At 61.0% G+C, this 25,435-nt stretch carries 24 protein-coding genes; 18 read left to right on the forward strand and 6 right to left on the reverse strand.

The window, feature by feature from the left end; translation table 11 throughout:
• Positions 1–83 precede the first annotated feature (83 nt).
• The 6 genes from lgt to ACYQ54_RS06470 all read left to right on the forward strand — a co-directional run bounded on the left by lgt (position 84) and on the right by ACYQ54_RS06470 (position 5,758).
• Positions 84–899, forward strand: a complete 816-nt coding sequence (lgt, locus tag ACYQ54_RS06445; protein ID WP_460081693.1) for a prolipoprotein diacylglyceryl transferase — start codon at positions 84–86, stop codon at positions 897–899.
• Positions 896–1,984, forward strand: coding sequence for a class I SAM-dependent methyltransferase (locus ACYQ54_RS06450; RefSeq protein WP_460080401.1), 1,089 nt, complete (start codon positions 896–898; stop codon positions 1,982–1,984). The genes lgt and ACYQ54_RS06450 overlap by 4 nt, the downstream gene beginning before the upstream one ends.
• Before the next feature lie 56 nt (positions 1,985–2,040).
• Positions 2,041–2,805: a peptidoglycan editing factor PgeF gene (gene pgeF / locus ACYQ54_RS06455; RefSeq protein ID WP_460080403.1), complete on the forward strand. Its 765-nt coding sequence runs from the start codon at positions 2,041–2,043 to the stop codon at positions 2,803–2,805.
• A 9-nt stretch (positions 2,806–2,814) separates the two neighbouring features.
• Positions 2,815–3,972, forward strand: a complete 1,158-nt coding sequence (locus ACYQ54_RS06460) for a M24 family metallopeptidase (RefSeq protein WP_460080406.1) — start codon at positions 2,815–2,817, stop codon at positions 3,970–3,972.
• A 101-nt stretch (positions 3,973–4,073) separates the two neighbouring features.
• Positions 4,074–4,586 (forward strand): hypothetical protein, encoded by a 513-nt coding sequence (locus ACYQ54_RS06465; protein WP_460080408.1) that lies wholly within the window; start codon positions 4,074–4,076, stop codon positions 4,584–4,586.
• A 239-nt stretch (positions 4,587–4,825) separates the two neighbouring features.
• The gene (locus tag ACYQ54_RS06470) at positions 4,826–5,758 is read left to right on the forward strand and encodes a ribose-phosphate pyrophosphokinase (protein ID WP_460080409.1); all 933 of its coding nucleotides are present in this window, start codon (positions 4,826–4,828) and stop codon (positions 5,756–5,758) included.
• A 75-nt stretch (positions 5,759–5,833) separates the two neighbouring features.
• Here ACYQ54_RS06470 and ACYQ54_RS06475 read toward each other — a convergent pair whose 3' ends face one another.
• Together ACYQ54_RS06475 and ACYQ54_RS06480 are read right to left on the reverse strand one after the other, a co-directional pair.
• On the reverse strand, positions 5,834–7,960 hold the full coding sequence (locus ACYQ54_RS06475; RefSeq protein ID WP_460080411.1) for a methyl-accepting chemotaxis protein: 2,127 nt from the start codon (positions 7,958–7,960) through the stop codon (positions 5,834–5,836).
• Between the two features lie 93 nt (positions 7,961–8,053).
• Complete coding sequence (locus ACYQ54_RS06480) at positions 8,054–8,623, reverse strand: PDC sensor domain-containing protein (RefSeq protein WP_460080412.1); 570 nt, start codon at positions 8,621–8,623, stop codon at positions 8,054–8,056.
• Between the two features lie 414 nt (positions 8,624–9,037).
• Here ACYQ54_RS06480 and ACYQ54_RS06485 point away from each other — a divergent pair, with 414 nt between their 5' ends.
• The 5 genes from ACYQ54_RS06485 to ACYQ54_RS06505 all read left to right on the forward strand — a co-directional run bounded on the left by ACYQ54_RS06485 (position 9,038) and on the right by ACYQ54_RS06505 (position 15,011).
• Positions 9,038–10,045, forward strand: a complete 1,008-nt coding sequence (locus tag ACYQ54_RS06485) for a BMP family protein (protein WP_460080414.1) — start codon at positions 9,038–9,040, stop codon at positions 10,043–10,045.
• 96 nt (positions 10,046–10,141) lie between these two features.
• On the forward strand, positions 10,142–11,689 hold the full coding sequence (locus ACYQ54_RS06490; RefSeq protein WP_460080416.1) for an ABC transporter ATP-binding protein: 1,548 nt from the start codon (positions 10,142–10,144) through the stop codon (positions 11,687–11,689).
• A complete protein-coding gene (locus ACYQ54_RS06495) occupies positions 11,686–12,768 on the forward strand; it encodes an ABC transporter permease (protein WP_460080417.1) in 1,083 nt (360 codons plus the stop codon). Before ACYQ54_RS06490 ends, ACYQ54_RS06495 begins: the two co-directional genes overlap by 4 nt.
• Complete coding sequence (locus ACYQ54_RS06500; RefSeq protein WP_460080419.1) at positions 12,765–13,709, forward strand: ABC transporter permease; 945 nt, start codon at positions 12,765–12,767, stop codon at positions 13,707–13,709. The genes ACYQ54_RS06495 and ACYQ54_RS06500 overlap by 4 nt, the downstream gene beginning before the upstream one ends.
• Positions 13,710–13,718: 9 nt before the next feature.
• Complete coding sequence (locus ACYQ54_RS06505; RefSeq protein WP_460080420.1) at positions 13,719–15,011, forward strand: amidohydrolase family protein; 1,293 nt, start codon at positions 13,719–13,721, stop codon at positions 15,009–15,011.
• A gap of 199 nt (positions 15,012–15,210) precedes the next feature.
• On the opposite strand, the gene ACYQ54_RS06510 is transcribed toward ACYQ54_RS06505, so the two are convergent.
• The gene (locus ACYQ54_RS06510) at positions 15,211–15,981 is read right to left on the reverse strand and encodes a hypothetical protein (protein WP_460080421.1); all 771 of its coding nucleotides are present in this window, start codon (positions 15,979–15,981) and stop codon (positions 15,211–15,213) included.
• An 87-nt stretch (positions 15,982–16,068) separates the two neighbouring features.
• Here ACYQ54_RS06510 and ACYQ54_RS06515 point away from each other — a divergent pair, with 87 nt between their 5' ends.
• Both ACYQ54_RS06515 and ACYQ54_RS06520 read left to right on the forward strand, forming a co-directional pair.
• A complete protein-coding gene (locus ACYQ54_RS06515) occupies positions 16,069–16,635 on the forward strand; it encodes a MarR family transcriptional regulator (RefSeq protein ID WP_460080424.1) in 567 nt (188 codons plus the stop codon).
• A complete protein-coding gene (locus tag ACYQ54_RS06520; protein WP_460080426.1) occupies positions 16,632–17,318 on the forward strand; it encodes an MOSC domain-containing protein in 687 nt (228 codons plus the stop codon). Before ACYQ54_RS06515 ends, ACYQ54_RS06520 begins: the two co-directional genes overlap by 4 nt.
• Here the strand turns inward: ACYQ54_RS06520 and ACYQ54_RS06525 are convergent.
• Positions 17,308–17,667, reverse strand: a complete 360-nt coding sequence (locus tag ACYQ54_RS06525) for an RNA methyltransferase (RefSeq protein ID WP_460080427.1) — start codon at positions 17,665–17,667, stop codon at positions 17,308–17,310. The genes ACYQ54_RS06520 and ACYQ54_RS06525 overlap by 11 nt on opposite strands.
• Before the next feature lie 346 nt (positions 17,668–18,013).
• Here ACYQ54_RS06525 and ACYQ54_RS06530 point away from each other — a divergent pair, with 346 nt between their 5' ends.
• Both ACYQ54_RS06530 and pth read left to right on the forward strand, forming a co-directional pair.
• On the forward strand, positions 18,014–18,640 hold the full coding sequence (locus tag ACYQ54_RS06530; RefSeq protein WP_460080429.1) for a 50S ribosomal protein L25/general stress protein Ctc: 627 nt from the start codon (positions 18,014–18,016) through the stop codon (positions 18,638–18,640).
• Between the two features lie 160 nt (positions 18,641–18,800).
• The gene (gene pth, locus ACYQ54_RS06535) at positions 18,801–19,583 is read left to right on the forward strand and encodes an aminoacyl-tRNA hydrolase (protein ID WP_460080431.1); all 783 of its coding nucleotides are present in this window, start codon (positions 18,801–18,803) and stop codon (positions 19,581–19,583) included.
• A gap of 59 nt (positions 19,584–19,642) precedes the next feature.
• On the opposite strand, the gene ACYQ54_RS06540 is transcribed toward pth, so the two are convergent.
• Both ACYQ54_RS06540 and ACYQ54_RS06545 read right to left on the reverse strand, forming a co-directional pair.
• Entirely contained in the window at positions 19,643–20,227 is a 585-nt protein-coding gene (locus tag ACYQ54_RS06540; protein WP_460080433.1) for an OmpA family protein, read from the reverse strand.
• A 17-nt stretch (positions 20,228–20,244) separates the two neighbouring features.
• Positions 20,245–21,912 (reverse strand): C1 family peptidase, encoded by a 1,668-nt coding sequence (locus tag ACYQ54_RS06545; RefSeq protein WP_460080435.1) that lies wholly within the window; start codon positions 21,910–21,912, stop codon positions 20,245–20,247.
• Between the two features lie 259 nt (positions 21,913–22,171).
• Here ACYQ54_RS06545 and ychF point away from each other — a divergent pair, with 259 nt between their 5' ends.
• The 3 genes from ychF to pcp all read left to right on the forward strand — a co-directional run bounded on the left by ychF (position 22,172) and on the right by pcp (position 25,408).
• A complete protein-coding gene (gene ychF, locus ACYQ54_RS06550; protein ID WP_460080437.1) occupies positions 22,172–23,272 on the forward strand; it encodes a redox-regulated ATPase YchF in 1,101 nt (366 codons plus the stop codon).
• A 160-nt stretch (positions 23,273–23,432) separates the two neighbouring features.
• Positions 23,433–24,743 (forward strand): MFS transporter, encoded by a 1,311-nt coding sequence (locus ACYQ54_RS06555; protein WP_460080440.1) that lies wholly within the window; start codon positions 23,433–23,435, stop codon positions 24,741–24,743.
• The gene (gene pcp / locus ACYQ54_RS06560) at positions 24,704–25,408 is read left to right on the forward strand and encodes a pyroglutamyl-peptidase I (RefSeq protein WP_460080441.1); all 705 of its coding nucleotides are present in this window, start codon (positions 24,704–24,706) and stop codon (positions 25,406–25,408) included. The genes ACYQ54_RS06555 and pcp overlap by 40 nt, the downstream gene beginning before the upstream one ends.
• The last annotated feature ends 27 nt before the right edge of the window (positions 25,409–25,435 follow it).

Genomic DNA, 25,435 nt, shown 5'->3' on the forward strand with positions numbered 1-25,435 from the left:
AGGCGGGCAAGATCGCGCAAGCGTTCAGCCCGAAACCCGCCTGCACACCGTCTGAAGGTCCTGCCGTGCCGCCTCTTCTGGTAATGCCCTTTCCCGCAATCGATCCGGTTCTTGTCGAATTCGGCCCCTTTGCCCTGCGCTGGTACGCGCTCGCCTATATTGTCGGCATTCTGCTGGCCTGGCGCTACATGAGGCTGCTGGTGGCAGACGACCGTCTGTGGGGTGGCGTCCCCCGCCCCGCCCCGCTTGAAGTCGACGACTTCGTGCTGTGGGGTACGCTCGGCATCATCATTGGCGGCCGTCTCGGCTACGTGCTGCTGTACAATCCGGCCTATTACTTCGCCAACCCGGCCGAGGCGATCGCCATCTGGACCGGCGGCATGTCCTTTCACGGCGGTTTTGCCGGCACGGTCGTCGCCATGATCCTGTTTGCCTGGAAACGGGGCCTGTCGATCTGGACCCTGTTCGACCTTGCCGGTTGCGCGGCTCCCATCGGCCTCTTTTTCGGCCGCATCGCCAATTTCATCAATTCCGAGCTTTGGGGCCGGCCGACGGATGTGCCCTGGGCCGTGGTGTTTCCGAACGGCGGGCCGGAACCGCGTCATCCGAGCCAGCTCTACGAAGCCGCGCTCGAAGGCATCGTGCTGTTTCTGGTGCTGATGGTGCTCAGCCGGCGGTTCAAACTTCTGCAAAAGCCCGGTTTCCTTGCCGGTGCCTTTGCCTTCGGTTACGGCATTGCCCGGTCGATCTCAGAACTCTACCGCGTTCCCGACGCCCAAATCGGCTATCTGAGCGGCTTTCTGACCATGGGCATCCTGCTGTCCCTGCCAATGATCCTGGCAGGCCTGGCCACAATGATCTGGGCAGCCCGGCGCAGCTCCGGAGCAAGCGCGGCGTGACGGGCCTGAAAGACAGGATCAAGGCACGGATCGAAACCGAAGGGCCGCTTTCGGTCGCACAATACATGTCCGTCTGTCTCGGCGATCCGGATGCCGGTTACTACATGACGCGCGAACCCTTCGGCGCGGCGGGCGATTTCATCACCGCGCCTGAAGTCAGCCAGATGTTCGGCGAACTCATCGGCGCGGCCTGCCTGTCAGCCTGGCAGGCGATTGGAGCACCGGCGGAGTTGCAGCTTGTCGAACTTGGGCCTGGACGCGGCACACTGATGGCTGACCTCCTGCGGATGGCTGCGCTCCGCCCGGCCTTCGTCGAAGCGGCACGCCTGAACCTGGTCGAGACCAGTCCGCGGCTCAGGGAGATACAGACAGCGACGCTGGCGCGCAGTCCTCTGACACCGCACTTTCGTGACCGGTTCCAGGATGTTCCCGGCGGTCCGCTGATCCTGGTTGCCAACGAGTTTTTCGACGCCCTGCCGATCCACCAGTTCGTCAAGACCGACACGGGCTGGCGGGAACGCCAGGTCGGACTTTCGCAAGACGGAGAGCTGATGTTCGGCGTCGGGACTGCCCGCCTGCCGGATGACGCCATCCTCGCCGGTCTTTCAACTGCCCCTGAAGGCGCGATCTTCGAAACCCAGCCTGCCGCCAACGCGATTGCCGAGGAAATCGGACACCGGCTTGCCGAACATGGCGGCGCTGCGATCTTCATCGATTATGGCTACCTGAAGACAGCTGCGGGCGACACACTGCAAGCGCTGTACAAGCACGCCCATGATGATGTCCTTGCCCACCCGGGCGAAGCGGATTTGACGGCGCATGTGAATTTCGAGGCGCTGGCGGCAGCATCGGTCAGGGCAGGCGCCCAGGCGTTGCCACCGCTCACTCAGGGCGAATTCCTGCTGCGATCCGGCCTGCTGGAACGGGCTGGAGCACTTGGCGCGGGCAAATCCCACAGCGAACAGGAAGCACTCCGCGACGCTGTCGAGCGGCTGGCTGCGCCCGACCAGATGGGCAATCTTTTCAAGGTGCTGTCTGTGACGAACTCTGGAATTTCGTTTCCCCCGTTTGACAGCGCGTCCTGAACACCCCAAGGATCAGTCGCTGGCGCGGCGAATCTCCCTCCTCTCAGGAGCCCTGAATGAAAATTGAAGCAGACGTCTTGAAGCTGGATGGTATTCGGCACGGCTTCTTCACCCGCCAGGGCGGCGTCTCCGGCGGCATTTATGCCAGCCTCAATATCGGTCTCGGTTCGGATGACGACCGCGGCAGCGTTCTGGAAAACCGCGAGCGCGTTGCCGGCCTGCTTGGCATCAGCACTGACCGCCTGGTCTCCCCCTATCAAATCCACTCTCCCAACGTGATCACCGTCAGTGCGCCTTTCGCACCGGATGCGGACCGCAAGGCGGATGCACTGGTCACCGCCACACCAGGCCTTGCCATCGGCATCGCTACGGCCGACTGCGGGCCGCTGCTGTTTGCGGATCCCAAGGCAGGTGTCATCGGCGCGGCCCACTCCGGCTGGAAGGGCGCTGTCACAGGCATCTTGCAGAACACGGTTGCCGCGATGGAGGCCCTGGGTGCCACCAAAGGCAACATCACGGCGGTGCTCGGACCGACGATTTCCCAGAGCGCCTACGAGGTCGGCCCGGAGTTCAAGGAGCGGTTCCTTCAGGAACATCCGGACAACACCCGCTACTTCAGACCTTCGAACCGGACGAACCATTTCATGTTCGATCTGCCCGCCTTCATCACGGACAAGCTTCAGGCCCTTGGGCTGGGCGCTGTCGCCGATCTGGCGCTGTGCACCTATGCCGACGAAGGCCGCTTCTTCTCCTACCGCCGGACCACCCATCGCAAGGAGCCGGATTACGGCCGCCAGATAAGCGCGATTGCACTTTTGTGAGGACCACCCATGGCACTTCATTTTTCCGATGCCGAGTTTGAAAGCCGTTTCGACAAGCTGAAGGCCGCCATGGAGGCGCAGAAGCTCGATGCCATGCTGCTGTTTGCGCAGGAAAGCATGTATTGGCTGACCGGTTACGACACGTTCGGTTTCTGCTTCTTCCAGTGCCTCGTGGTAACGAAGGACGGGCGCAAGGTGCTCCTGACGCGGTCTGCCGACGAACGCCAGGCCAAGCACACGTCCAACATCGAGGACATCCGCATCTGGATCGATCGCGGCTCCGCCAGCCCGGTGTTGCAGTTGAAGGAACTGCTGTTCGACATGGACCTGCTCGGCTGCAGGCTGGGGGTCGAATACGACACACAGGGCATGACCGGGAAGATTGCCCTGAAGCTGAACGAGGAACTCGCCAGTTTCGCTGACGTCAGCGATGCCTCGCCCCTGATACCCGAGCTTCGTGCAGTGAAAAGCGCCGAGGAAATCGTTTATGTGCGCAAGGCGTCGGAACTTGCGGACAAGGCCTATCATGCCGCGATGGATGAAATCCGCCCCGGCGCCGATGAAGGCCGCATCCTTGCAGCCATGCAGGGTGCCATTTTCGAAGGCGGCGGCGATTATCCCGGCAACGAGTTCATTATCGGGTCGGGCCGAGATGCTCTGTTGTGCCGCTACAAGGCCGGCCGCAGGAACCTGTCCGAACAGGACCAGCTCACCCTGGAATGGGCCGGCGCCTACCGCCATTACCACGCAGCGCTGATGCGCACGGTGGTGATCGGAACGCCGACGGACCGTCACCTGGAAATGTACACCGCCGCACGTGAAGCACTGGCCGCCGTTGAAACCCAGCTGGTTCCCGGCAGGACCTTCGGCGACGTTTTCGACGCTCATGCGGAACGCGTGGACGCCCATGGCCTGATGCCGCACCGGCTGAATGCCTGCGGCTATTCGCTGGGGGCCCGGTTCACGCCCAGCTGGATGGACATGCCCATGGCCTATCGCGCCAACCCTGCCGAGGTGAAGCCGGACATGGTTATCTTCATGCACATGATCCTGATGGATTCCATCTCCGGAACCGCCATGACGCTCGGCCAGACCTATCTGACCACGACCGGGGCACCCGAATGCTTGTCCACGCTGCCTCTCGACCTGCCGGTCAAGTCAGGCTAAACCAGTTTCAACCTTGCGGCCCGGTTCGCGTTTCGCGTTTCCGGCAGGGGCCGCTGCCACGACGATATCGACCGCGAAAGCCAAGCGTCTCAATGACAGACATGACCACCCAACGATCCATTTCCCCCCGGCGCCTGTTGGCGGTTCTTCTGCTTGGTGCCGGGCTTGCCGCCTGTCAGGCTGCGCCGCAGCCACCTACACCGATTTCGACCACTGTCACTGCGCCGACGATTGCCGGTCAGGTCGATCAGGACGAAGGCGTCACCTTTGCTTTCGAACCCTTCACAGGGGCGCCGGGCAACATTGCCGACGAGCTGTCCGAAATGATCGGCTCGGAAGCCCGCAAGCAGGGCATCACGCTGGTGCGCCGTATAGGCGCTTCCGCCACCTACCGGGTCAACGGATATCTGTCGGCAACCGGACAGCCGTCCAACGGCACCGTTTTCTACGTCTTCGACATTGTCGACAGCAGCGGCCGCCGCGTGAAGCGAATCTCCGGCACGGAAGATACGGGCGGCGCCTCCGGCGACCCGTGGCAGTCGGTCAGCTCCGGCACGCTGTCGCGGATTGCCAATCGCTCGATGGTGGAAATCAAGGCCTGGCTCAACCGATAATGAATTGCTTTGCCGGGTAATTCCGGCGCGGCGTCACAAAAAATAAAAAAAAGCGGGCGTCAGACAAGAACGCCTGTTGTGGTCCGGTTGCTTGGTTGTTACAACGCCGCCGCCTGCCGAGGGTTTCCGAGCGAGGCCCCTGGCACCCGGCACATGACTTAAGACCTAGGCCTTTCCGCGTGTTTGCAGAGCACAACCGGCCTGCAAAACCGCCGTCGCACCAGAAGGACTTGCGGCTCATGAAGATCGTCGCGGGCAATTCCAACCGAGCCCTGGCTGAGGAAATTTCCAATTACCTGGATGTCCCTCTTGCCAAATGCCAGGTCCGGCGGTTTGCCGACCAGGAAATCTTCGTAGAAATCCAGGAAAACGTACGCGGCGAAGATGTTTTCGTCGTTCAGCCGACCAGCTACCCGGCAAACGACCACCTGATGGAACTGCTCATCATCATTGATGCGCTCCGCCGGTCCTCTGCCCGCCGCATCACCGCGGTCATTCCCTATTTCGGCTACGCCCGGCAGGACCGCCGCGCTTCCGGCCGAACCCCGATCTCGGCAAAGCTGGTGGCCAATCTCATCACCGAAGCCGGTGCTGACCGCATTCTAACCCTGGATCTCCACGCCGGACAGATCCAGGGTTTTTTCGATATCCCGACGGACAACCTCTTCGCCGCACCAGTGATGACGCGCGACATCAAGGAGCGTTACGCGACCGACAATGTCATGGTTGTGTCTCCGGATGTCGGCGGTGTGGTTCGCGCCCGCGCGCTTGCCAAACGCATCGAAGCTCCGCTCTCCATCGTCGACAAGCGCCGCGACAAACCCGGGGAATCGGAAGTCATGAACATCATCGGTGATGTCAAAGGCTACGACTGCATCCTGGTCGACGACATCGTCGACAGTGGCGGCACGCTCTGCAACGCAGCAGAAGCCCTGCTGGCCAAGGGCGCCCAGTCAGTGACGGCCTATATCACCCACGGCGTTCTGTCCGGCGGCGCGGTTGCCCGCGTAACCTCGTCAAAGCTGAAGGAGCTGGTCATCACCAACTCCATCGAACCGACCGCCGCCATTACCGCCGCTGCCAATATCCGTGCAATCTCAATTGCCCCGTTGATCGGCGAGGCCATCAACCGCACCGCCCTGGAAAAATCGGTTTCCAGCCTGTTCAGCTAAACCGGCTGACGGTTGGCACATAAAAAAACGCCCGGCCTTGCGGCCGGGCGTTTTTTGTTTCAGCCAAGCCCGGGATCAGGCAGCCGCGACCGCGGCCAGGAAGCGATCCACCGTTTCCCGCAGCGCATTGGCGTGGTTGTTGACATCCGTTGATGCAGACAGCACCTGCCCTGCGGAAGAACTCGTGACCAGCGTCTTTTGAGAGATTGTCTCGACCGTGAGCGCAACCTCCCGCGTGCCCTTCGCCGCCTCCTGAACGTTGCCGGAAATCTCATTGGTTGCAGCGCCCTGCTGCTCGACGGCGGAGGCGATCGATCCGGTATATTCGTCAACCTGGCTCATCGTTTCGGTGATTCCGGCGATTGCCAATACCGCGTCCTTCGTTGCTGCCTGCACTTCGGCGATCTGTCCCTCGATTTCTTCCGTTGCCTTTGCGGTCTGCGTCGCGAGCTCTTTCACTTCGGAAGCAACGACGGCAAATCCACGTCCTGCATCTCCCGCCCGTGCGGCTTCGATCGTCGCGTTCAGCGCCAAAAGATTGGTCTGTTCGGCAATGGCGGAAATGAGGTTCACGACATCCCCGATCCGCTGTGCGGCTTCGGCAAGGCCTTCGATCTTGGTGTTGGTGTCGATTGCCGCTTGAGACGCATCGCGAACGATCTCGGTCGTCGATATAACCTGCCGACGGATCTCCTGGATGGAGGCCGACAATTCCTCGGAAGCAGAGGCAACAGTCTGCACGTTGGTTGAGGCCGCTTCCGAAGTCGATGATGCGCTCGAGGCGTCGTTTGCGGTCTCGTCGGCAACGCCGTTCAGTTCTTCCGCCGCCAGCCGCATCTGTTCGCTATTGCTGCGAACCGCATCCAGCATGTCCGTCACTTCAGATCTGAAATCGGAAATAAGCCGGGTGGTTGCCTCTGCCTGCCTCTCCCGGGTGGCGGCAGAGTCATGTTGCTCGGCTTCGAGCCTGTCGCGGGAAATTGCGTTTTCCCGGAAGACCGCGACCGTTTCTGCCATATCTGAAATTTCGTCAGAGGCAGTCTGTGCCGGCACTTCCACAGCCGTATCTCCACCGGCGAGCCTGTTCATCACGGCCCCGAGCCGGGTGATGCGTCCAGAGAGGCTTCTTGCCATCAGTAGACCGGTCACTCCGGCCGTGAATGCACAGGCAAACGAGATGCTGAAGATCCAGAACTTCAGCGAAGTCAGGGGTGCCAGCACTTCGTCGGCGTCCTGTACCACGACAAGCGTGTATTTGTTGCCTAGCGCCGTGATAGGCATCATCGCAGCAAATACATCCCGGCCGTTATAGTCCGGCAGACGCTTGAAGGTCGCCTCACCGTCCATCACCGACATCACTTCAGGTGTCGCGAAAGCATCGCTGAGCATTTCATCAGCATCAGGCGTGCGCTGGCTGTCGTTGATGGCCAGCCCGTTTTCGTTGACAAGATAGATATTGCCGGTCTCCCCGAGGCCGGCATAGTTGCCGAGCAGGGAATCGATCTTGCTTATCGGGGTTTCGTAGGCAATCGCGCCGATGGTCTTGGACCCCACCTTCACCGGGGCGACCCAGAAACCGGTCGGAGCGCCGTCCCTGCCGGCATAATGAACCGGATCGAAACCCAGAAGCGTCTCGTCGTTGCCGGACACAATCCGCTCGAAAGCACTCGCCAGAGGTGTCTGGGACCAGGCCGGGTCCCTGAGATTGACGGCGAAATCCGAATGCTTGCGGGCTGTGTAGATCACATCTCCTGCAAGGTTGATGAGCAAAATGTCCGGATGGTCGTTGGCGTCGGCATAGTCCCTGAGCGAGGTGTGATGTTTCGCATGCACCTTGTCATAGGGTTTGCGGCCTGCCTTGACGAGCTGATCCCTTTCCTCAAGCGGATGCGGGTTGTCGGTTACGTAGATCTTGGTCAAGGTTGCAGCCGCCTTGTCTTCGTATTTTGCCCAGGCGGCATCGAAATCACTGTATGCGGATCGGAGCGCCTGACCGTTCAGGTGCCCGCCGATTGTCAGTTCCTTGCTGCGGTAAAACTCCAGCAGGCTGTCCCGGCGGCTCTCCACCAGTGCCATGAGACGCTGCTCTGCCTGACCACGCACGGTATTGGCTCCGGAGACATAGCTTGCGATACCGACGCCTCCTGAACAAAGAAGTGCGATACCGAGGACGAGTGCTGGAAGCTTTACGGATACTTTCAAGGTTTCCCCCCGGAAGACGCGGGAAGGTTCAACCTTCCCGCCGGTTCTTGGTTGCTAGAGTCAGTACCTTACGTTGGAGCCGGTACTTGCCTGTCAGAGATTGTCGACGTTCACGCCAAAGGTCACCGCGCCAATGACTGCGCCGCTGTCGGGATCAAGAACCGGAATGCTCACCTGGCTCTGCAGCGTCTGCGTGCTGTCATCCTGCTCCAGCTCGGAGATGTGAACAGCCCCCTTGCCGACGAGAAAGGTCTCTTGCCACTTTGCTTCGTCGCCCTGCCAGAAATCTGAAGTGACGTCGCTTTGGCCCACATTGAGCCCCTTGGCATCCATGACGAAAATTTCGGTGAAAAGTCCGCCGCTCGATTCCTGGACGTTCGCAAGATAGACGGAGAGCGGCTTGTCCAGCACTTCATCGATCATCGGCTGATCAACGGCCTCGGCTTCCTCACGCCATTTGCCGTCCAATTCATCGATTTTCGCCTGATCGTAGGAGCCGGTGACACCGTTTTGCTCCTTGACCGCCGAAACGACTTCCGCAGCAGCGGCAATTTCAGCGATCTTTCCGGAAGCCAGGTCTTTCAACTCGCTCTCGAATTCATTTGCGACAGCACCGCCCGTGAGCAGAAAGAAAACCGCAGCTGTTCGAACAAGATTTTTCATCATTCTCTCCCATTAATTTACTCAGGGGAATGATCGAGTATCGAAATTAAAATAGTATTTATGGCATTCAAAAACATATTTAAAACCGAAATCTATCGAATGCAAAGAATTACTGACTGTCATTTATTACAATATGATTTGGAAAATACTCGGATCGCGGACCACTTTTTACTACCTGTGATAACATAAAATCAAAAAGCCCCAGTAAGTAGAGCGCTCACGCGCAAGCGCTCCAGGCCAGACAACAGCGCTTCATTGCAATTGAGACCAGAGCAAATCGGATAACCGGGATCCGCCCCCAGAATTTTTCCCAATTGTTCAAAAAATACGCCGCCGAAGCTCCTGCACAGCTTGTGAGCACGCATATTTTGTGATCATCTAACTCTGCACAAGGTCTTTTCCAGGGGATTTCAGATGCTCACTTCCAAACCATTTTCCAGGGCCCGCAGGGCCATGCTGACGGCCGCCCTGGCTGTCACAGTCTCGGCTGGACTGTCCGTTCCAGCCGCCAATGCCGCCGACCCGGTCAAGGTCGCCGCGATCTACACCGTTCCGGTCGAACAGCAGTGGGTCAGCCGTATCGACAAGGCGCTGAAAGCCGCCCAGGAACGCGGCGAGATCACCTACACCTTCTCCGAAAACGTCGCCAATACCGACTATGAGCGTGTCATGCGCGAATATGCCGAACAGGGCATGGATCTGGTGGTTGGTGAAGCATTCGCCGTCGAGCGTGCCGCCCGCAAGGTCGCTGCCGAATATCCGGATACCGCTTTCCTGATGGGCTCATCCTTCGGGCCGGCCCAGCCGAATTTCGCAGTTTTCGACAACTGGATCCATGAACCGAGCTATCTCTCCGGCATGATCGCCGGCGCGACCACCAAGTCCAACGTCATCGGCATGGTCGGCGGCTACGCCATTCCGGAGGTGAACCGCCTGATGAACGCCTTCATGGAAGGCGCAACCTCCGTCAATCCGGATGTGAAGTTCCTCGTGACCTTCATCAACTCCTGGTACGATCCGCCCAAGGCCAAGGAAGCCGCCTTTGCGATGATCGACAAGGGTGCAGACATCCTCTACGCCGAGCGCTTCGGCGTGTCGGATGCCGCCAAGGAAAAAGGCATTCTTGCAATCGGCAACGTGATCGACACGGCTGGGGATTATCCGGGCACCATCCTGTCCTCCGCGCTGTGGCACATGGAGCCGACCATCGACAAGGCCATTGGCCTCGTTGCCAGCGACAGCTTCGAACCGGCCGATTTCGGCCCGTACAGCTTCATGTCCTATGGCGGCGGCAGCTTCGTCGTCGACGAGAGCCTTGCCCCGGCCGACGCGGTTGCCGCGGCAAAGGCCAAGGAGCAGGAAATCCTCGACGGCCTGTTCCGCGTCAATGTGAACGACAGCGAACCGAAATCCACGATGTAGGCTTTCGCCAGCAACGCCCGGCGGCCACAATGGCCGCCGGCGAATCCCGGCCGCGGGGCTCAAGCGCGGCACTCATTCTTTTCCCGGGGGGAACACATGGCAGGTCCGGCACAGGACGCTGGTGTCGTGCTGCGATTGGACGGCATCACCAAGCGCTTCGGCGCTCTGACGGCCAATGGCGACGTATCGCTCGACTTGAAACGGGGCGAGATCCTTGCCCTGCTTGGCGAGAACGGCGCCGGCAAGACCACCTTGATGAACATCCTGTTCGGGCATTACGTGGCCGATGAGGGCCGGGTCATGGTCTCGCCGGACGGAACCGGCCTGAGCGAACTGGAACCAGGCTCCCCGCATGCCGCGCTGCAGGCCGGAATCGGCATGGTGCATCAGCATTTCACGCTTGCGGAGAACCTCAGCGCCCTCGACAACATCCTTCTGGGCACGGAGCGGCTGGCCGCGCTTTCTTCTTCCCGTGCACCGGCCCGGCGCAAGCTTGAAGAGCTGATGGCACGCTCCGGCCTGACGGTCTCGCTCGACGCGCGCATTTCCCAGCTTTCCGTCGGCGAAAAGCAGCGGGTGGAAATCCTGAAGGCCCTTTACCGCGATGCCCGCGTGCTGGTTCTGGACGAACCGACCGCTGTGCTGACGCCCCAGGAATCGGACACCCTGTTCGCCACCTTGAAAAAACTGGCGGACGATGGCCTCGGCATCATCTTCATCTCGCACAAGCTGGCGGAAGTTCTGGCTTCCTCGCATCGGGTCGCGGTGCTGCGCGGTGGCCGCAAGGTCGCCGATCTGCCAACTGCCGAATGTGACCGGCGCAAGCTGGCCGAGTTGATGGTCGGCCATGCCCTCATCGAGACGATGCGATCCCCCGGCACTCCGGGCGCGCCGCTGTTCGTCCTGAACAAGGCCTCTGCCGGACATGGCCGTGACGCCTTGCACGAGGTCGACCTGACGCTCAAATCCGGAGAAATCCTCGGAATCGCCGGGGTGTCCGGCAATGGCCAGACGACGCTTGCGCGCGTCATTTCCGGCCTGGTGCCGATTACCGACGGTTCGATGACATTGGAAGGCAAGGCCATCGGCCAGGCCAGCGCACGGGCGATGATCGACAACGGCCTTGCCCGCATTCCCGAGGACCGCCATCACGACGGCATCGTCGGCGCTATGAGCGTTTCGGAGAACCTTGCCATCGAAGCCATCCGCAAACCGGAAAACCAGCGCCTCGGCCTTCTGCGTTTTTCCGCCATGCGCGAGCGGGCCCGCAGCCTGATCAAGGCCTACGACATCCGCTGCCAGAGCGAGGACAGCCCGGCGCGGCTGCTGTCTGGCGGCAATATCCAGAAGATCGTGCTCGCCAGAACCCTTGAAACCGTTCCAAAGGTGGTGCTGGCCGCCCAGCCGTCGCGCGGGCTTGATGTCGGCGCCACGTCCGACGTTCACAAGCGGCTTCTGGCCGCCCGCGACCGCGGGGCCGGTGTTATCCTGATATCGGAGGATCTCGACGAACTCATGCGCCTTTCCGACAGGATCGCCGTGATCCACCGCGGGCACCTGTCCGCAGCAGAAGCGAGCGAAACGCTGGACCGCGGCTCGCTCGGCCTCAGAATGGCCGGCCACAATGCGGAGGACGCAGCATGATCCGCTTCGAACCGCGCGGCCCCTCCTCCGTTTCCCGAATGCTGGGCGTGTCGATTGCCGCTGCACTGGCCGCCCTGTTGCTTGCAGCCATCCCTATGGCTTTTGCCGGATTGTCGGTGTTCGAAGCCTATGGCCTGATGGCCAAGGGCGCCTTCGGTTCGCTCTTCGCCTTCACCGAAATGCTGACAAGAGCAACACCACTGATCCTCACAGGTCTGGCGGCGGCGGTCGCCTTCCGTGCCAAGCTCTGGAACATCGGTGCCGAAGGCCAGCTTTATGCCGGCGCTCTGGCGGCGGTTGCCGTCGGCACCGGGGTCATTTCCGCACCGCCCTACATCCTCATTCCCCTGGTGGTTCTTGCCGGAGCGCTGGCGGGCGGCCTTGTGATGCTTGGCCCGACCCTTCTGAAAACCCGGCTTGGCGTCGATGAAGTGGTCACCACCTTGCTGCTGAACTTCATTATCCTCCTGGTTGTCCAGATGATGCTGGAAGGCCCGATGAAGGATCCGATGGGCATGGGCTGGCCGCAGTCCGAGCCTATTCTCGACGCAGCCGCCCTGCCCAAGCTGATGGACCGGATGCGCATTCACTGGGGTCTTGTCATCGCCCTGGTGTCTTCGCTTGGCGTCTACTTCCTCTTGAAGCGCACCGTCTGGGGCTTCGAGATCCGCGCGGTTGGTGAAAACGCCGCCGCAGCCCGCCATGCCGGCATTCCGGTCACCGCCACCTTCATCCGTGTCGGTCTCCTGTCCGGCGCGCTCGCCGGGCTTGCAGGTGTCGGTGAAGTAGCCGGACTGAAGGGTTATCTGACCGCCGATCTCTCACCCGGGTTCGGCTATTCCGGCATCGTGGTGGCCATGCTTGCCGGCCTGTCTCCGGCCGGCGTCGTCCTGGCCGCTCTCTTCATCGCCAGCATCTTTGTCGGTGCCGATTCCATGTCTCGCGCCACCGGTGTCTCCAACTATCTGGCAGATCTGATCGTGGCCATGGCCCTGCTGTGCGTGCTTGTCTCGGGCCTGTTCCTGCGCTTCAAGATCCGCTTCGTCGGCAGCCAAACCAACCCGGAGGCGGCAGAATGACCGAGATCCTCGACATTCTCATCTCCGCCAACTTCTGGGCCGCCGCGCTCCGGATCGCGACCCCGCTGATCTTCGGCGTCATCGGCGCGCTTGTGTGCGAACGTGCCGGCGTTCTCAATCTCGGCATCGAGGGCATCTTCACCGCCGGCGCCATGGCCGGCTGGATGGCGGTCTGGCTCGGCGCGGGTCTGTGGGGCGGCGTTCTTGTCGCCGCGATGGCGGGCGCTTTCTTCGGGCTGATCCACGCGATCCTGACAGTACCGCTCGGGCTCTCGCAACATGTCTCGGGCATTGGCGTGACGCTGTTTGCCACATCGCTCAGTTATTTCATCTACCGGACGGCCCTGCCGGATGTGTCCTCCCCGCCGCGCATCGAGGCGTTCAAGCCGCTCGATGTCCCGGTCCTGAGCGATTTGCCATTCCTTGGCCCGGCGCTGTTCCAGCAGACACCGCTGACCTTCCTCGCCCTGTTCCTGGTCGCGGTCACGGCCTATGTGCTTTACCGAACGCCGCTCGGCCTGGCCATCCAGGCAGTCGGCGACAATCCGGCAGCCGTGGAGTCCCAAGGGCTGTCGGTCTATGCAATCCGCATCGGCACGGTTGTTGCGGGCTCCGCGATCATGGCGCTCGGCGGCGCTTTCCTGACCATGTCGGCCTTCGACGCGTTCTTTTTCGGCATGGTCAACGGCCGTGGCTGGATCTGTATCGCGCTTACGGTGTTCGCGTCCTGGCGGCCTGGCAAAGCCCTGATCGGTGCTCTGCTGTTCGGCGCATTCGACGCATTTCAGGTGCGCCTGCAAACCGAGGTCGGCAGTTTCATTCCCGGCCAGGTCTTCCTGATGATGCCATATCTGCTTTCCATCGCCGCACTGATAGTCGTTGCCCGCCGGGCAGACTATCCAAGGGCGCTTCTTGTGCCATACTTCCGTGGTCAACGCTGAGACAGTCCCATGAGTTTCGATCTCCTCGTCAAGAACGCCAACCTGCCCGACGGACGTCACGGCATTGACATCGCCTGCCGGAACGGCCGCATCGAAGCGGTGGAAGCCGGGATCACCGCGGAAGCCGGCCAGGTGATCGATGCGGCCGGAAAGCTCGTGTCGCCCCCGTTTGTCGACAGCCATTTCCACATGGATGCCACCCTGTCGCTCGGCCTGCCGCGCATGAACCGCAGCGGCACGCTGCTTGAAGGCATCGCGCTTTGGGGTGAATTGAAGGAGATCCTGACAGTCGAAGCCGTTGTCGAACGGGCGCTGAGATATTGCGATCTGGCCGTCTCACAGGGTCTGCTGGCAATCCGCACCCATGTCGACGTCTGTGACGACAGGCTGACCGGCGTCAAAGGCCTCTTGGAAGTGCGCGAAAAAGTTAAGGACTATATCGACCTGCAACTGGTCGCCTTCCCGCAAGATGGGCTCTACCGCTCGCCAACTGCCGAGAAGAACCTTCTGACCGCTTTGGACATGGGCGTCGACATTGTCGGTGGCATTCCGCATTTCGAGCGTACCATGGACGACGGTGCCCGGTCCGTCGCGCGGCTATGCGAGATTGCGGCGGAGCGCGGACTGATGGTCGACATGCATTGCGACGAGACCGACGATCCAATGTCACGCCACATCGAGACACTCGCCTATCAGACCCAGCGCCTCGGGCTTCAGGGACGTGTTGCCGGATCCCACCTGACCTCCATGCATTCCATGGACAATTATTATGTCTCCAAGCTGCTGCCGCTGATCGCGGAAGCCGAGGTTCATGCGATTGCGAACCCGCTGATCAACATCACGCTTCAAGGCCGCCACGACACGTATCCCAAGCGCCGTGGCCAGACCCGCGTTCAGGAAATGCGCTCCTACGGCATCAATGTCGCCTTCGGCCACGACTGCGTGATGGACCCGTGGTATTCGATGGGTTCCGGCGACATGCTGGAGGTTGCCTCCATGGGGCTTCACGTCGCCCAGATGACCAGCCGCGACGCCATCCGCTACTGCTTTGACTGTGTCACCGCCCACCCGGCCCGGGCCATGAACCTGGAAGGTTACGGTCTGGAGAAAGGCTGCAAGGCGGACTTCGTGCTGCTCCAGGCCCGTGACACGATCGAGGCCATTCGCCTGAAGGCAACGCGCCTTGCGGTCGTCAAGTCCGGCAAGGTGATCGCAACAACCCCGGCCCGGCAGGCGCAACTCACGCTCCCCGGACGTCCGGCCCAGGTCGACCCGGCCTCCTACGCTCCGCACGAGGGCTGACGGTCTTTCCGGCGTCAGACAAATCCACTGCCCCCGTCATGCCATGGCTCGACCATGGCATCCATGCCGCTACCCCGCCCCAGTCACGTCCTTGGGATCAGGCCCGGTCACAGCATGGATTGCCGGGTCATGCCCGGCAATGACGGAGGAGTAGTTGTTGCAGAGAAGGACACCAACGCATCCTTGCTCTGGAAATGGCTCAGTTCCCCGTGACTTTTCCCGGCAGGCTGAGGTCACCCGAGGCAACGTCGAAGACATCGACGACACACAGCAGCGGGGCGTGGACGCTCTGGCTCACCCGAAGCGCCGATGTGACGCCGTCATACGAGAAGCTTGCAATGGCGCTTTCATCGGCAAAGGCCACGTTGAGGGTGATTTCCTCAGCCTCCAGCACCGGTGAAAACCCGGGACTGTCGATGTAGATGGGCAGACCTGGCCACGTTGCCGGCATTTTCGGACTGGCCCCCTCCGGGATGTCCTGCACGGAAAGAGCGCCGGCACCGCAAACCTCGTTCGGCGTCAGCACGACCCAGTGCGAATGCCATTTAGCGCCGTCGTTCAAGAGATCGCCGTCGCCATCTTCATCGAACAGTGGCGTGTCGTCGAAATCCGGATGGCTGGTGGCCACAAGCGCCAGAATGCCGTTTCCGCCTTCGAAGCCGACCGTTTCCGGTTTCAGCGACGTCGGCCAGACGTAGGATTGCACCGGTGCGCCTGCAAGCGCGCCGTTTGCTGTCGGCACGGTGGCTCCTGCCGTTCCTTTCAACGTCATATGGAAGGTCACGACACGGCCTTCGCGATGCACATGGGCGGCGAGGATGTCGTAGTTCGGGTCGATTTCCTGATTTTCCGGCGACAGGACAGCTCCCGTCTGGTGCAGCGCATGGCTGCTGTCAGCCAAAGCGGCAACCGGCAGCGCAATGGCGCACACGCCGGCGATCAACAGGGATTGGGATATGGATTTGGACATCGGCAGTCTCCTTGGTTGAGGATGCAGCCTTAATAGTAGCGAGTCGAAACTATTGCAAGTTTAATTTCGAGTCGCTACATAGACATCATGTTCGCTTCCACTGACACACAGACCATCCGGGACCTGATCGACCGGTTGACGCGCCTTGCCGCCGCCGAGGAGTGGAACGGGCCGTTGAATCCGTCGCAATTTGCCGCGCTCAGCTATCTGGCACGGGCCAACCGCTATTCACGCGCGCCCTCCCACGTTGCCGATTTTCTGGCAACGACACGCGGCACGGCTTCGCAAACCCTGAAGGCGCTTGCCCGCAAGGATCTGATTGCAGAAACACGCTCGGACGAAGACAAGCGCAGCATCCGTTACGACGTGACTCCGGACGGACGGGCCCTGCTGGAGGATCCCTCGTCGCTGGAGAAGGTCATCGATGCCTTGCCGCCGGCGGTCGCCGCGTCGCTGGCGTCGTCCCTGAAGGCACTTGTCCTGACCATGCTGCATCAGCGCGGCGGCCGCTCCTTTGGCCTCTGCCACACCTGCCGTCATCATGAGGCCGCAGACACGGGCAGCTATTGCCGGCTGCTGAATGTCCCGCTTTCGCCCATAGACGCCGCCCAGCTCTGCCACGAACACACCCCAGCCGAAAGCCATCAATCATGACCGCCAAAGCCCGCATTGCCTCACTTTTCACCGGTGAACCCGAGCACCGCTGGGACGGCAAGGAGCCGTCCGCCATTCGCAAGACGCTGGCGGAGGGTTTTCTTGAGGTCACCAGGACGGGAATCATCGGGGACCGTCAGGCGGATCTCTCCGTTCATGGTGGACCGGAGAAGGCGCTGCATATCTACCCGTCGGAGCATTATGCCCATTGGCGGAACGCCTTTCCGGACAAGGCAGCCATCTTTCAACCCGGCGGGTTCGGCGAGAACATTGCGTCCGACGGTTTTACCGAAGAAGACCTGTGCGTCGGCGATATCTTTTCCGCAGGCACCGTCCGCGTCCAGATTTCGCAGGGCCGGCAGCCCTGCTGGAAGCTGAACATGCATACGGACAACCCCGCCCAGGCGGCCCATTTCCAGAAATCAGGCCGCACCGGCTGGTATTTCCGGGTGCTGCAGGAAGGTTCGTTTCAGGCAGGCGACGAGCTGACCCTGGTCGAGCGCCCCTGCCCGGACTGGAATCTGCGCGAGGTCATCCTGGCAAGGTTCAATCCGCGGCTGGAACCGGCCGTGGCAAAAGCCTTGTCGGAGCTTGAAGAACTGGCGGAACCCTGGCGCATCTCCTTTGCCAAGAAAGCCGACCCGGCATTTCAGGAAGACACAACCAAACGACTCAACGGTTAACCGCCGCCTCCTTCGGAGGGAGGGTCAAGGCATTGGCGATGGCAAGATCCAGCCAGGTTTGAAGCATTTCGTCGGTGCAGAAATCCTCACCGACGAAGAACAGGCCGCTCAGGGTCCGCCCGCCCTGTACCATTGGCTCCGCGCCCGGCAACGCCAGACCGGTGGCATGATTGGGCTTGCCGACGCGGAAGATGAAACGCCGCTCTCCGTCCCTGGTGCGATCCGCCCCAGCGATCATGTGGCCATGCAGAAGAAAGCACATGGCACCCATCATCCTTTTTTCGCTGACACCTGCCCTGTAGCCAAGCGCTTCGCGCAAGCGGTCATTGAGGTCTTCATCGATGGCCATAACGTCGGTTCTCTCAGGTAGATCAGGTCACGATAGCTATCTTCAGACACCGGGCCTCACACCCGGCGCAGTTGGCCGAAGCGTCAGCCGGATCGGCCAATCGGTCAACCGAAAGGTTCAGCAATTCTGTGTGACAGACAGGATAACCGGCCAGCAGCTTGAGATTTCCGCAGTAACCTGCGACAAACGGCTGACTGCGGACTTGCACTTTCCCCGCGCTTTGGGTATATCCGCGCTCGCGCCTGCACCCCTGGAGGAGGCGCTTCTGGACCGATCCCGGACAACATGAGTCTTCTGGCACGGTGGTTCGCCGGTCCGTTACCTATATACTCGAAGGAGTTTTGCCATGGCTGCCAGCTATGAGCTGAAGGCGTCGGCACGGGACCGGGTGGGCAAGGGGGCCGCACGGGCACTGCGTCGCGAAGGCCTTCTCCCTGCCGTGATCTACGGCGACAAGAAACAGGCACTGCCGATCACCATTCCGGTGAAAGAAACCACCATCACCCTGCACAAGGGCGGTTTCCTTACGCACATCGGCATCATCGATGTGGACGGCGAAAAGCATCAGGTTATCGCGAAGGATTTCCAGCTGCACCCGGTGCGCGACGACGTCATGCACGTCGACTTCCTGCGCGTTGCCAAGGGCTCCACGCTGACGGTTGAAGTTCCGGTGCACTTCCTGAACGAAGAAACCTGCCCGGGCATCAAGAAGGGCGGCGTCCTGAACATCGTTCGTCACACCGTCGAAATGAACGTTCCGGCCGACAACATTCCGGAAGCGCTCGAAATCGATCTGGCCAAGGCACAGCCGGGCGACAGCCTGCACATTTCCGCAGTGAAGCTGCCGGAAGGCTGCCAGCCGACCATCACCGATCGCGATTTCACCATCGCCACGATCGCTGCTCCGGCCGGTATGAAAGAGACCGACGACGAAACTGAAGAAGAAAATGAAGGTGAAGGCGAAGCTGAATAAGCTGAAGCCTTGCTTTAAAAATAGGGAGGCGGTCTCCGCCTCCCTTCCCCCAGCGGGAAAACTTGAAGAGCAGCCGAAATCGGCTGCTTTTTCGTTTCAGGATTAGCCAGCCGGCCTGCAGTCCGTTACATGCAGGATGCTCTACCTTGAAAGGCGCACCATGAAATTGATCGTCGGCCTGGGCAACCCGGGCGCCAAATACGAAGGCAACCGGCACAATATCGGTTTCATGGCCGTCGATGAGATCCATCGCCGCCATTCGGGCTTCCAGCCGTGGAAGGCCCGCTTTCAAGGTCAGGTGTCCGAGGGCCGCCTCGGCTCGGAAAAGGTGCTGCTGCTGAAACCCAGCACCTACATGAACGAATCCGGCCGCTCTGTCGGCGAAGCCATGCGCTTTTACAAGATCGGGCCGGAAGACATCGTCGTCATCTATGACGAACTCGACCTGCCTCCCGCGAAATTCCGCATGAAAGTCGGCGGCGGCCACGGCGGCCACAACGGCCTCAGGTCGATCACCGCCCATATCGGTGAAAGCTATCGCCGCCTGCGACTCGGCATCGGTCACCCGGGCGACAAGAAGCTGGTGTCCAATTACGTGCTGGGTGATTTCGCCAAGGTCGACCGGGACTGGCTCGAACCTCTGCTGATGGAAGTTGCCGACCAGGCTGCCCTGCTGGCCGAAGGCAAGGACAGCCAGTTCGCCAACAAGCTGACCCTGGCCCTGGAGCCGGAAAAGGCACAGCGCAAGGGCAAGACGCCCGATGGCAAGACCGGACCTGCAAAAGCCGTCTCCGCCACGGCCGCCGCCCCCAAGGACGGTGCCACCACCAAACCCAAAGGCCAGAGCCACATCCGTCAGGCACGGCAAGGCAAACAAGTCAATGTTCCCAAGTCGGGTCCCATGGCCGAGATGCTGAAGAAACTTCTCGGCGGCGGTGACTGAACGCAGTCCCTCTGACGTCGTTCAAGACGATTGGTGGCCCGGCCGACTGTCTTTGCCGGTTACGACAGCGGTTGGACGTTGATGATCTCCACACGCCTGTTGCGGCCGCTGGCCGGATTGCCCGGGTCGACGGGCCGGCTCTCGCCATACCCAACAGGCACAAGCCGTTCCCGGGGGATCGTGTAAAAGGCCGCCAGAAATTCCGCGACCATGAAGGCCCTTCGTTTCGACAGGTCCAGATTGTAGGCCGCCGTGCCGCGCAGGTCCGTGTGACCGGCAATCTGGAAGCGCATGTTCTTGAGCCGTGGATCCTGCAAGGCCTGGCCGAGCGCCTGCAGCGTCAGGATCCCGTCATTGGTCAGCGAGGCGGAATCGAACTCGAAATTGACCGTCAGATTGATACGCGGCAGCACGACCTCCGGCGGCAATTGCCCCTCGATGCTGATCCCGCGGAACGGGTGCGGTTCCTGCTTTCGCATGGATCTGGACTTGGGCGCTCCGCCACCGGGCAAAAGCGCCTCGATGATCTGATCCGGCGTGACGCTCTGGGCGGAAACGCCTGCGGGCAGCATCAGCCCCACCATAAAGGCCAGAATGGTTGCCAGGGTCAGGCGGGCAGTCGCAAATTCAGCAAGAAATCGCATATCGAAACCTTTGAGTGTCACTCTTCCCGGATCGTCAGATGAAGGACGGCCGCTGATATCTCGCGCGGCAGGCTCATTTCATCCGGCCGCTCGGCCATCCCTGCCCGCAACGCCGTCAGGAAATATCTGTCATCTGCGGTACCGGAGCCGCCTTCAGCACTCACCGGCATGGAGAACTGCCCCGAACCGCCGTTTTCCAGCTCTTCCAGCTGGATAATGGGGCTATGAGCAGCAATCACGACAATGGCTTCAGACCCCGCTGGCGGTTGCACCGTGAATTTCTGACGCCCATGGCGACCGTCGCCATAGACGAAACGGTCACCGAACTGGACCTGCTGGCGTACGGGTCCGCGGCGCGGCAGCAGGTTCACCACAGTACCGTCCGCCTGCAGATAGACGATGTAGAGAAACGAGGCGAAATCCGGCGCCGTCACCTCGAATGCCAGCGAATCCCCGTAGCGGAGATCCGCGCTGCCTGCGAGAAGACGGATGCGCGGGCGTGACGGTTCCGCCAACGGACGGGCAAGCGTCTTCAACGCTTCGCACACCGGCCACGGCCTGACATCGATTTTCTGAAGCTGCTCTGGTGGAAACTCCGCCTCCAGTTTCTGAAGCGCCTCCTGCGTACTCACGAAACCGGCCAGCAACGGCATGCCGTCCGGCGTATCTTCGCTCACATAAAGACTGCTGCAGCTATCCCCGGCAAAGGCAACCACATTGTCCCGGTCGGTTCTATGGAGCCCCGGGACGGGACGTGGCGGCACGATGGCTGTCCGCATGACCGACGCGTTGTGCATGTCCGCCTTCGTCGCCTCGTAGCTGATCCAGCCATAACCATCGCCGGACCAGTAAGGCCCCCAGGAGTTCTGGACGAGGAAGGCCTGACGCCGTTCGTCGTAACCGACAAACACCATCTGATGGCCTCCGGCTGCTCCGCTGTGACGTCCGAAAGACCCCTGATAGATCTCGCCCGATTTCAGATATTGCAGCGTCACTCCGTCCGGGGTCTGCGAGGACGGCACCACCCCGACCATCAGGAACCCGGTCGCCACGGGGTTTCCTGCAGCAAGTTGCTGCTTGATCGCATCGAGATCCCGGTCAGTTGCGTTGCGGCGCTGGCGGCCCTTATCGAACACAAACAGAAAGTCGCGAATGCGGAACCTGTCGGGGGCCGTCGTTGCGTATTCCACCCGCTCCGAACACATTGCGGCGTCAGGGATGTCGTCCTGGTCGGGAGAGCCGTTGCCCTTGAAATAGGACATCGCCAGAAGCGCATGACTTCCGGCGGTTTCACAGGCTTCCTTCCGGTTGCGGATCTGCGAATGCAGAAACGCCGGGCTCGGCGTGAAGGTGCGGTTGCCCGGCTCGACATTGTTTTCCAGGGCCGCGTAATAACCCCGCATGGCATAGCCGATGGCATAGGAGACGCAACTGCCATAGGTCTGCAGCAAGGGCGGCGGCATCATCGGCGACAGGTCGATGGCATCTGGAATATAAGCCCGCGTGACATTTACCTGCCCGACGCCCTCCAACAGAGCGGGATCGATAGGCGTGTCACCCAGAAGGCCGGTCAGGTCGCGTGGATTGAAGTTTTGCGCGGTGGCCTGCCCCGCCGGCAGAAGGGTGGCACACAGAGGCACCAGGGCCAGAGCGGCAAAAAGGCGGCTGGAAAACGCGCACAGCAACCCGTGTCTCCTGCGACTGAATATCATCGCGTCTCAATTCCTAAAACAATCGCCCAAAACACGGTTTCGACTATAACCGATAAACAATCGGAGGGAAGCTTCCAGCCGGATCACATTGGCTGAGGGCTTTCCTTTTACAGCTTCATCCTGACACGCTCTTGACAAACACCCCTCCGCACTCCGCCAAAGCCTTGACCTCGTGACCCGGCTCGGGCATTTAGCGCTGCAAAGTCTCAAGACCAACCGAAAGCGAACTCCCATGGGTTTCCAGTGCGGCATTGTCGGACTGCCGAATGTCGGCAAGTCCACGCTCTTCAACGCGCTTACCAAAACGGCGGCAGCACAAGCTGCCAACTATCCGTTCTGCACCATCGAGCCGAACACGGGCGAAGTTGCCGTTCCTGATCCGCGCCTCTATGCGATCCGCAACGTTGCGGGCTCCAAGGAAGTCATTCCGACGCGCATTACCTTTGTCGACATTGCCGGCCTTGTGCGCGGCGCGTCCAAGGGCGAAGGCCTGGGCAACCAGTTCCTGGCCAACATCCGCGAAGTTGATGCCATCGCCCACGTGCTGCGCTGCTTTGAAGATGACGACATCACCCATGTGGAAGGCACTGTAGACCCGATCGCCGATGCCGAGACGGTCGAGACCGAACTCATGGTCGCCGACATGGAAAGCCTTGAGCGCCGCATCGCGCCGCTGAAGAAAAAAGCCACTGGCGGCGACAAGGAAGCCAAGGCCGTGTTGCCGGTGATGGAAGCCGCGCTGGCGCTGCTGCAGGATGGCAAGCCCGCCCGCATGCTGGAAGTTTCCGGTGCGGATGAAGCCAAGATCCTTCAAGGCCTGAACCTGCTCACAGCCAAACCTGTGCTCTACGTCTGCAACGTCGATGAAGCTTCTGCGGGAGAAGGCAATGCCCTCTCCGCCAAGGTGGCTGAAAAGGCGAAGGCGGAAGGCGCTGCCGCTGTTGTCATCTCCGCTGCCATCGAGGCCGAAATCTCTCAGCTCGACAAGGAAGAGCAGGAAGAGTTTCTGGAGACCATCGGCCTGGAAGAACCCGGCCTCGACCGGCTGATCCGCGCAGGCTACGGCCTGCTGGGGCTGATCACCTATTTCACCGCTGGCCCGAAGGAAACGCGCGCCTGGACCATCACCGAGGGCACCAAGGCCCCGGGAGCTGCCGGCGTCATTCACACGGATTTCGAACGCGGTTTCATTCGTGCACAGACCATCGCCTATGACGACTACGTCGGCCTTGGCGGCGAAACCGCGGCCAAGGAAGCAGGCAAGGCCCGCGACGAAGGCAAGGAATATGTGGTCAAGGACGGCGACGTCCTCTTGTTCAAGTTCAACACCTGACGAAACCTGTGCGCAGGCTGCCTGAAGCTGCCTGCGCGTTCCCGCCTTCGATCCTCCACCACCCGGCCACTTTCTTCGGCAACGCCACCGAAACGGAAGATAAAGACATCTCCTCTAGGATTGCCCGGATTGACGGGTAATCGACCTGAAGGAGGGCCCGATGGGGGGACGTAGCGACACCAGGATCCGCAAACTTGTTGCGGGGACTGTGGGCAATACGCTGGAATGGTACGATTTTGCCGTCTACGGCTATCTTGCCCCGATCCTTGCACAGCAGTTTTTCCCGAGCGACAATCCGACCGTTAGCCTGATCAGCACCTTCGGTGTGTTTGCAGCGGGCTTCCTGATGCGCCCCATCGGCAGTCTGGTTCTCGGACATGTCGCCGACAGGGCAGGTCGAAGCCGGGCTCTTCTGCTGTCCGTCGCCCTGATGGCCATTCCCACGACGCTCATTGCATTCTTGCCGACTTATGACCAGATCGGCGTTGCCGCACCCGTACTGCTGACGCTGCTCCGGTTGCTGCAGGGTCTTTCCGTCGGCGGCGAATACACCGGATCGACGGTCTATCTCTACGAAATCGCACCGCCGAAACATCGCTGTTTCACCGTTTCCTGGGCGCTGGTCGGAGCAACATTCGGCATTCTGCTCGGGTCCGGCGTAGCGGCACTGGCAACGGGCCTGTTGCCGGCGGACGATCTGGGAAGCTGGGGATGGCGCCTCCCCTTCGCCTTCGGCCTGTTGGTTGGTCTGACCGGTTTCATGATCCGCAGCGGCACCAAGGCGGAGGAAAGGGATCAGCCACCTTCCCCGCACGACCCCGTAAGCACACCCGTTGGCGAAATTATGCGCAATCACCGGCCGGCCCTGCTGCGGACGATTGCCTGCAATATCCTGAACGGCGTCGGTTTCTATCTGACATTCGTCTATCTCACTTCCTATCTGGTCGATTACGTCAAGTTCACGGAAAGCCGTGCCTTGACGATCAACACCAGCGTCATGGTGGTGTTCATGCTGCTGCTGCCCCTTGTCGGCTACCTGGCAGACAGGTTCGATCGAAGAACCTTTTTGCTTTTCGGGTCGGGAGGTGTGGCTGTCTTTGCGCTGCCGATGTTCTGGCTGATCCATCATCCCGACCCCGTCATGGTCGTCCTTGGTCAGCTCGGGATGGCCGTTATCCTGTCCACCTACTTCGCGCCGCTCATGGCCGCCATGGTCGGACAGTTTCCGGAGTCAGTGCGCGTGACCGGCTATTCCATCGGCTACAACATCCCACTGGCGCTTTTTGGCGGCACAGCGCCGCTGATCGCGACCTACCTGATCGACAAGACCCACCTGCAGCTCGCACCGGCCTTCTACATGATCGCTGCTGGCCTTCTGGCCTTCGTGGTCATCTGGTTCATGCCCACGGTTGATGCCGGCAGTGCCGAGGAATGCCAACCGGAGCTGGAACCCGCGCGACCCAGGGCATGAAGACCATCCTGCTAACCGGTTTCGAAGCCTTCGGTGCGACCCCGGTCAATCCTGCCGAACAGGTCGCCCTGCGTCTCGACGGCGAGATGGTGGCGGGCGCCAGGATCGTCTCCCGGGTCGTTCCAAACACCTTCTTCGTCTGCATCGACACGGTGAAGGCGGCGCTCGCCGAAACGCAGGCGGATGCTGTCGTCATGCTGGGCGAATATGGTGGCAGGGCGACAGTGACCGTCGAACGGCTGGCGCAGAATTTCAACGATTCCACCCACTACGGCCTTGAAGACAACGCGGGCGTCTACCTGCAGGGACAGCCGACAGCTGCAGACGGCCCACTGGCCTACCACAGCACCTTGCCGATTCGCGCCATGGTCAAGGCCATGCGTGCGGGCGGCATTCCGGCGGATATTTCAGACGCGGCTGGAACCTTCTGCTGCAACCACCTTTTCTACGGTATCCTGCACCATCTGGCGGTCACCGGAAGTTCCCTTCCTGCCGGCTGGATCCACCTGCCGCAATTGCCGGAAGTTGCCGCGCTGGAAGCCAATCTCGGAACTCCGAGCATGTCGGCGGAAACCGCAGCGCAAGGACTGCGCCTGGCATTGGCGGCCCTGGTTGCCCATCGGGTGGATATCGACGATCCGGTGTCAGCCCGGCTACAGATCTGACCGGCATCGTTCGCCCCGGCGCTAACA

This window comes from Roseibium sp. LAB1 (assembly GCF_054658235.1).

Bases quoted from the DNA above. Each gene is read 5' to 3' on its own strand.
- lgt (WP_460081693.1), top strand. From the start codon at position 84: ATGCCCTTTCCCGCAATCGATCCGGTTCTTGTCGAATTCGGCCCCTTT.
- pgeF (WP_460080403.1), top strand. From the start codon at position 2,041: ATGAAAATTGAAGCAGACGTCTTGAAGCTGGATGGTATTCGGCACGGC.
- ACYQ54_RS06460 (WP_460080406.1), top strand. From the start codon at position 2,815: ATGGCACTTCATTTTTCCGATGCCGAGTTTGAAAGCCGTTTCGACAAG.
- ACYQ54_RS06465 (WP_460080408.1), top strand. From the start codon at position 4,074: ATGACCACCCAACGATCCATTTCCCCCCGGCGCCTGTTGGCGGTTCTT.
- ACYQ54_RS06470 (WP_460080409.1), top strand. From the start codon at position 4,826: ATGAAGATCGTCGCGGGCAATTCCAACCGAGCCCTGGCTGAGGAAATT.
- ACYQ54_RS06480 (WP_460080412.1), bottom strand. From the start codon at position 8,623: ATGAAAAATCTTGTTCGAACAGCTGCGGTTTTCTTTCTGCTCACGGGC.
- ACYQ54_RS06485 (WP_460080414.1), top strand. From the start codon at position 9,038: ATGCTCACTTCCAAACCATTTTCCAGGGCCCGCAGGGCCATGCTGACG.
- ACYQ54_RS06490 (WP_460080416.1), top strand. From the start codon at position 10,142: ATGGCAGGTCCGGCACAGGACGCTGGTGTCGTGCTGCGATTGGACGGC.
- ACYQ54_RS06495 (WP_460080417.1), top strand. From the start codon at position 11,686: ATGATCCGCTTCGAACCGCGCGGCCCCTCCTCCGTTTCCCGAATGCTG.
- ACYQ54_RS06500 (WP_460080419.1), top strand. From the start codon at position 12,765: ATGACCGAGATCCTCGACATTCTCATCTCCGCCAACTTCTGGGCCGCC.
- ACYQ54_RS06505 (WP_460080420.1), top strand. From the start codon at position 13,719: ATGAGTTTCGATCTCCTCGTCAAGAACGCCAACCTGCCCGACGGACGT.
- ACYQ54_RS06510 (WP_460080421.1), bottom strand. From the start codon at position 15,981: ATGTCCAAATCCATATCCCAATCCCTGTTGATCGCCGGCGTGTGCGCC.
- ACYQ54_RS06515 (WP_460080424.1), top strand. From the start codon at position 16,069: ATGTTCGCTTCCACTGACACACAGACCATCCGGGACCTGATCGACCGG.
- ACYQ54_RS06520 (WP_460080426.1), top strand. From the start codon at position 16,632: ATGACCGCCAAAGCCCGCATTGCCTCACTTTTCACCGGTGAACCCGAG.
- ACYQ54_RS06525 (WP_460080427.1), bottom strand. From the start codon at position 17,667: ATGGCCATCGATGAAGACCTCAATGACCGCTTGCGCGAAGCGCTTGGC.
- ACYQ54_RS06530 (WP_460080429.1), top strand. From the start codon at position 18,014: ATGGCTGCCAGCTATGAGCTGAAGGCGTCGGCACGGGACCGGGTGGGC.
- pth (WP_460080431.1), top strand. From the start codon at position 18,801: ATGAAATTGATCGTCGGCCTGGGCAACCCGGGCGCCAAATACGAAGGC.
- ACYQ54_RS06540 (WP_460080433.1), bottom strand. From the start codon at position 20,227: ATGCGATTTCTTGCTGAATTTGCGACTGCCCGCCTGACCCTGGCAACC.
- ychF (WP_460080437.1), top strand. From the start codon at position 22,172: ATGGGTTTCCAGTGCGGCATTGTCGGACTGCCGAATGTCGGCAAGTCC.
- ACYQ54_RS06555 (WP_460080440.1), top strand. From the start codon at position 23,433: ATGGGGGGACGTAGCGACACCAGGATCCGCAAACTTGTTGCGGGGACT.
- pcp (WP_460080441.1), top strand. From the start codon at position 24,704: ATGCCAACCGGAGCTGGAACCCGCGCGACCCAGGGCATGAAGACCATC.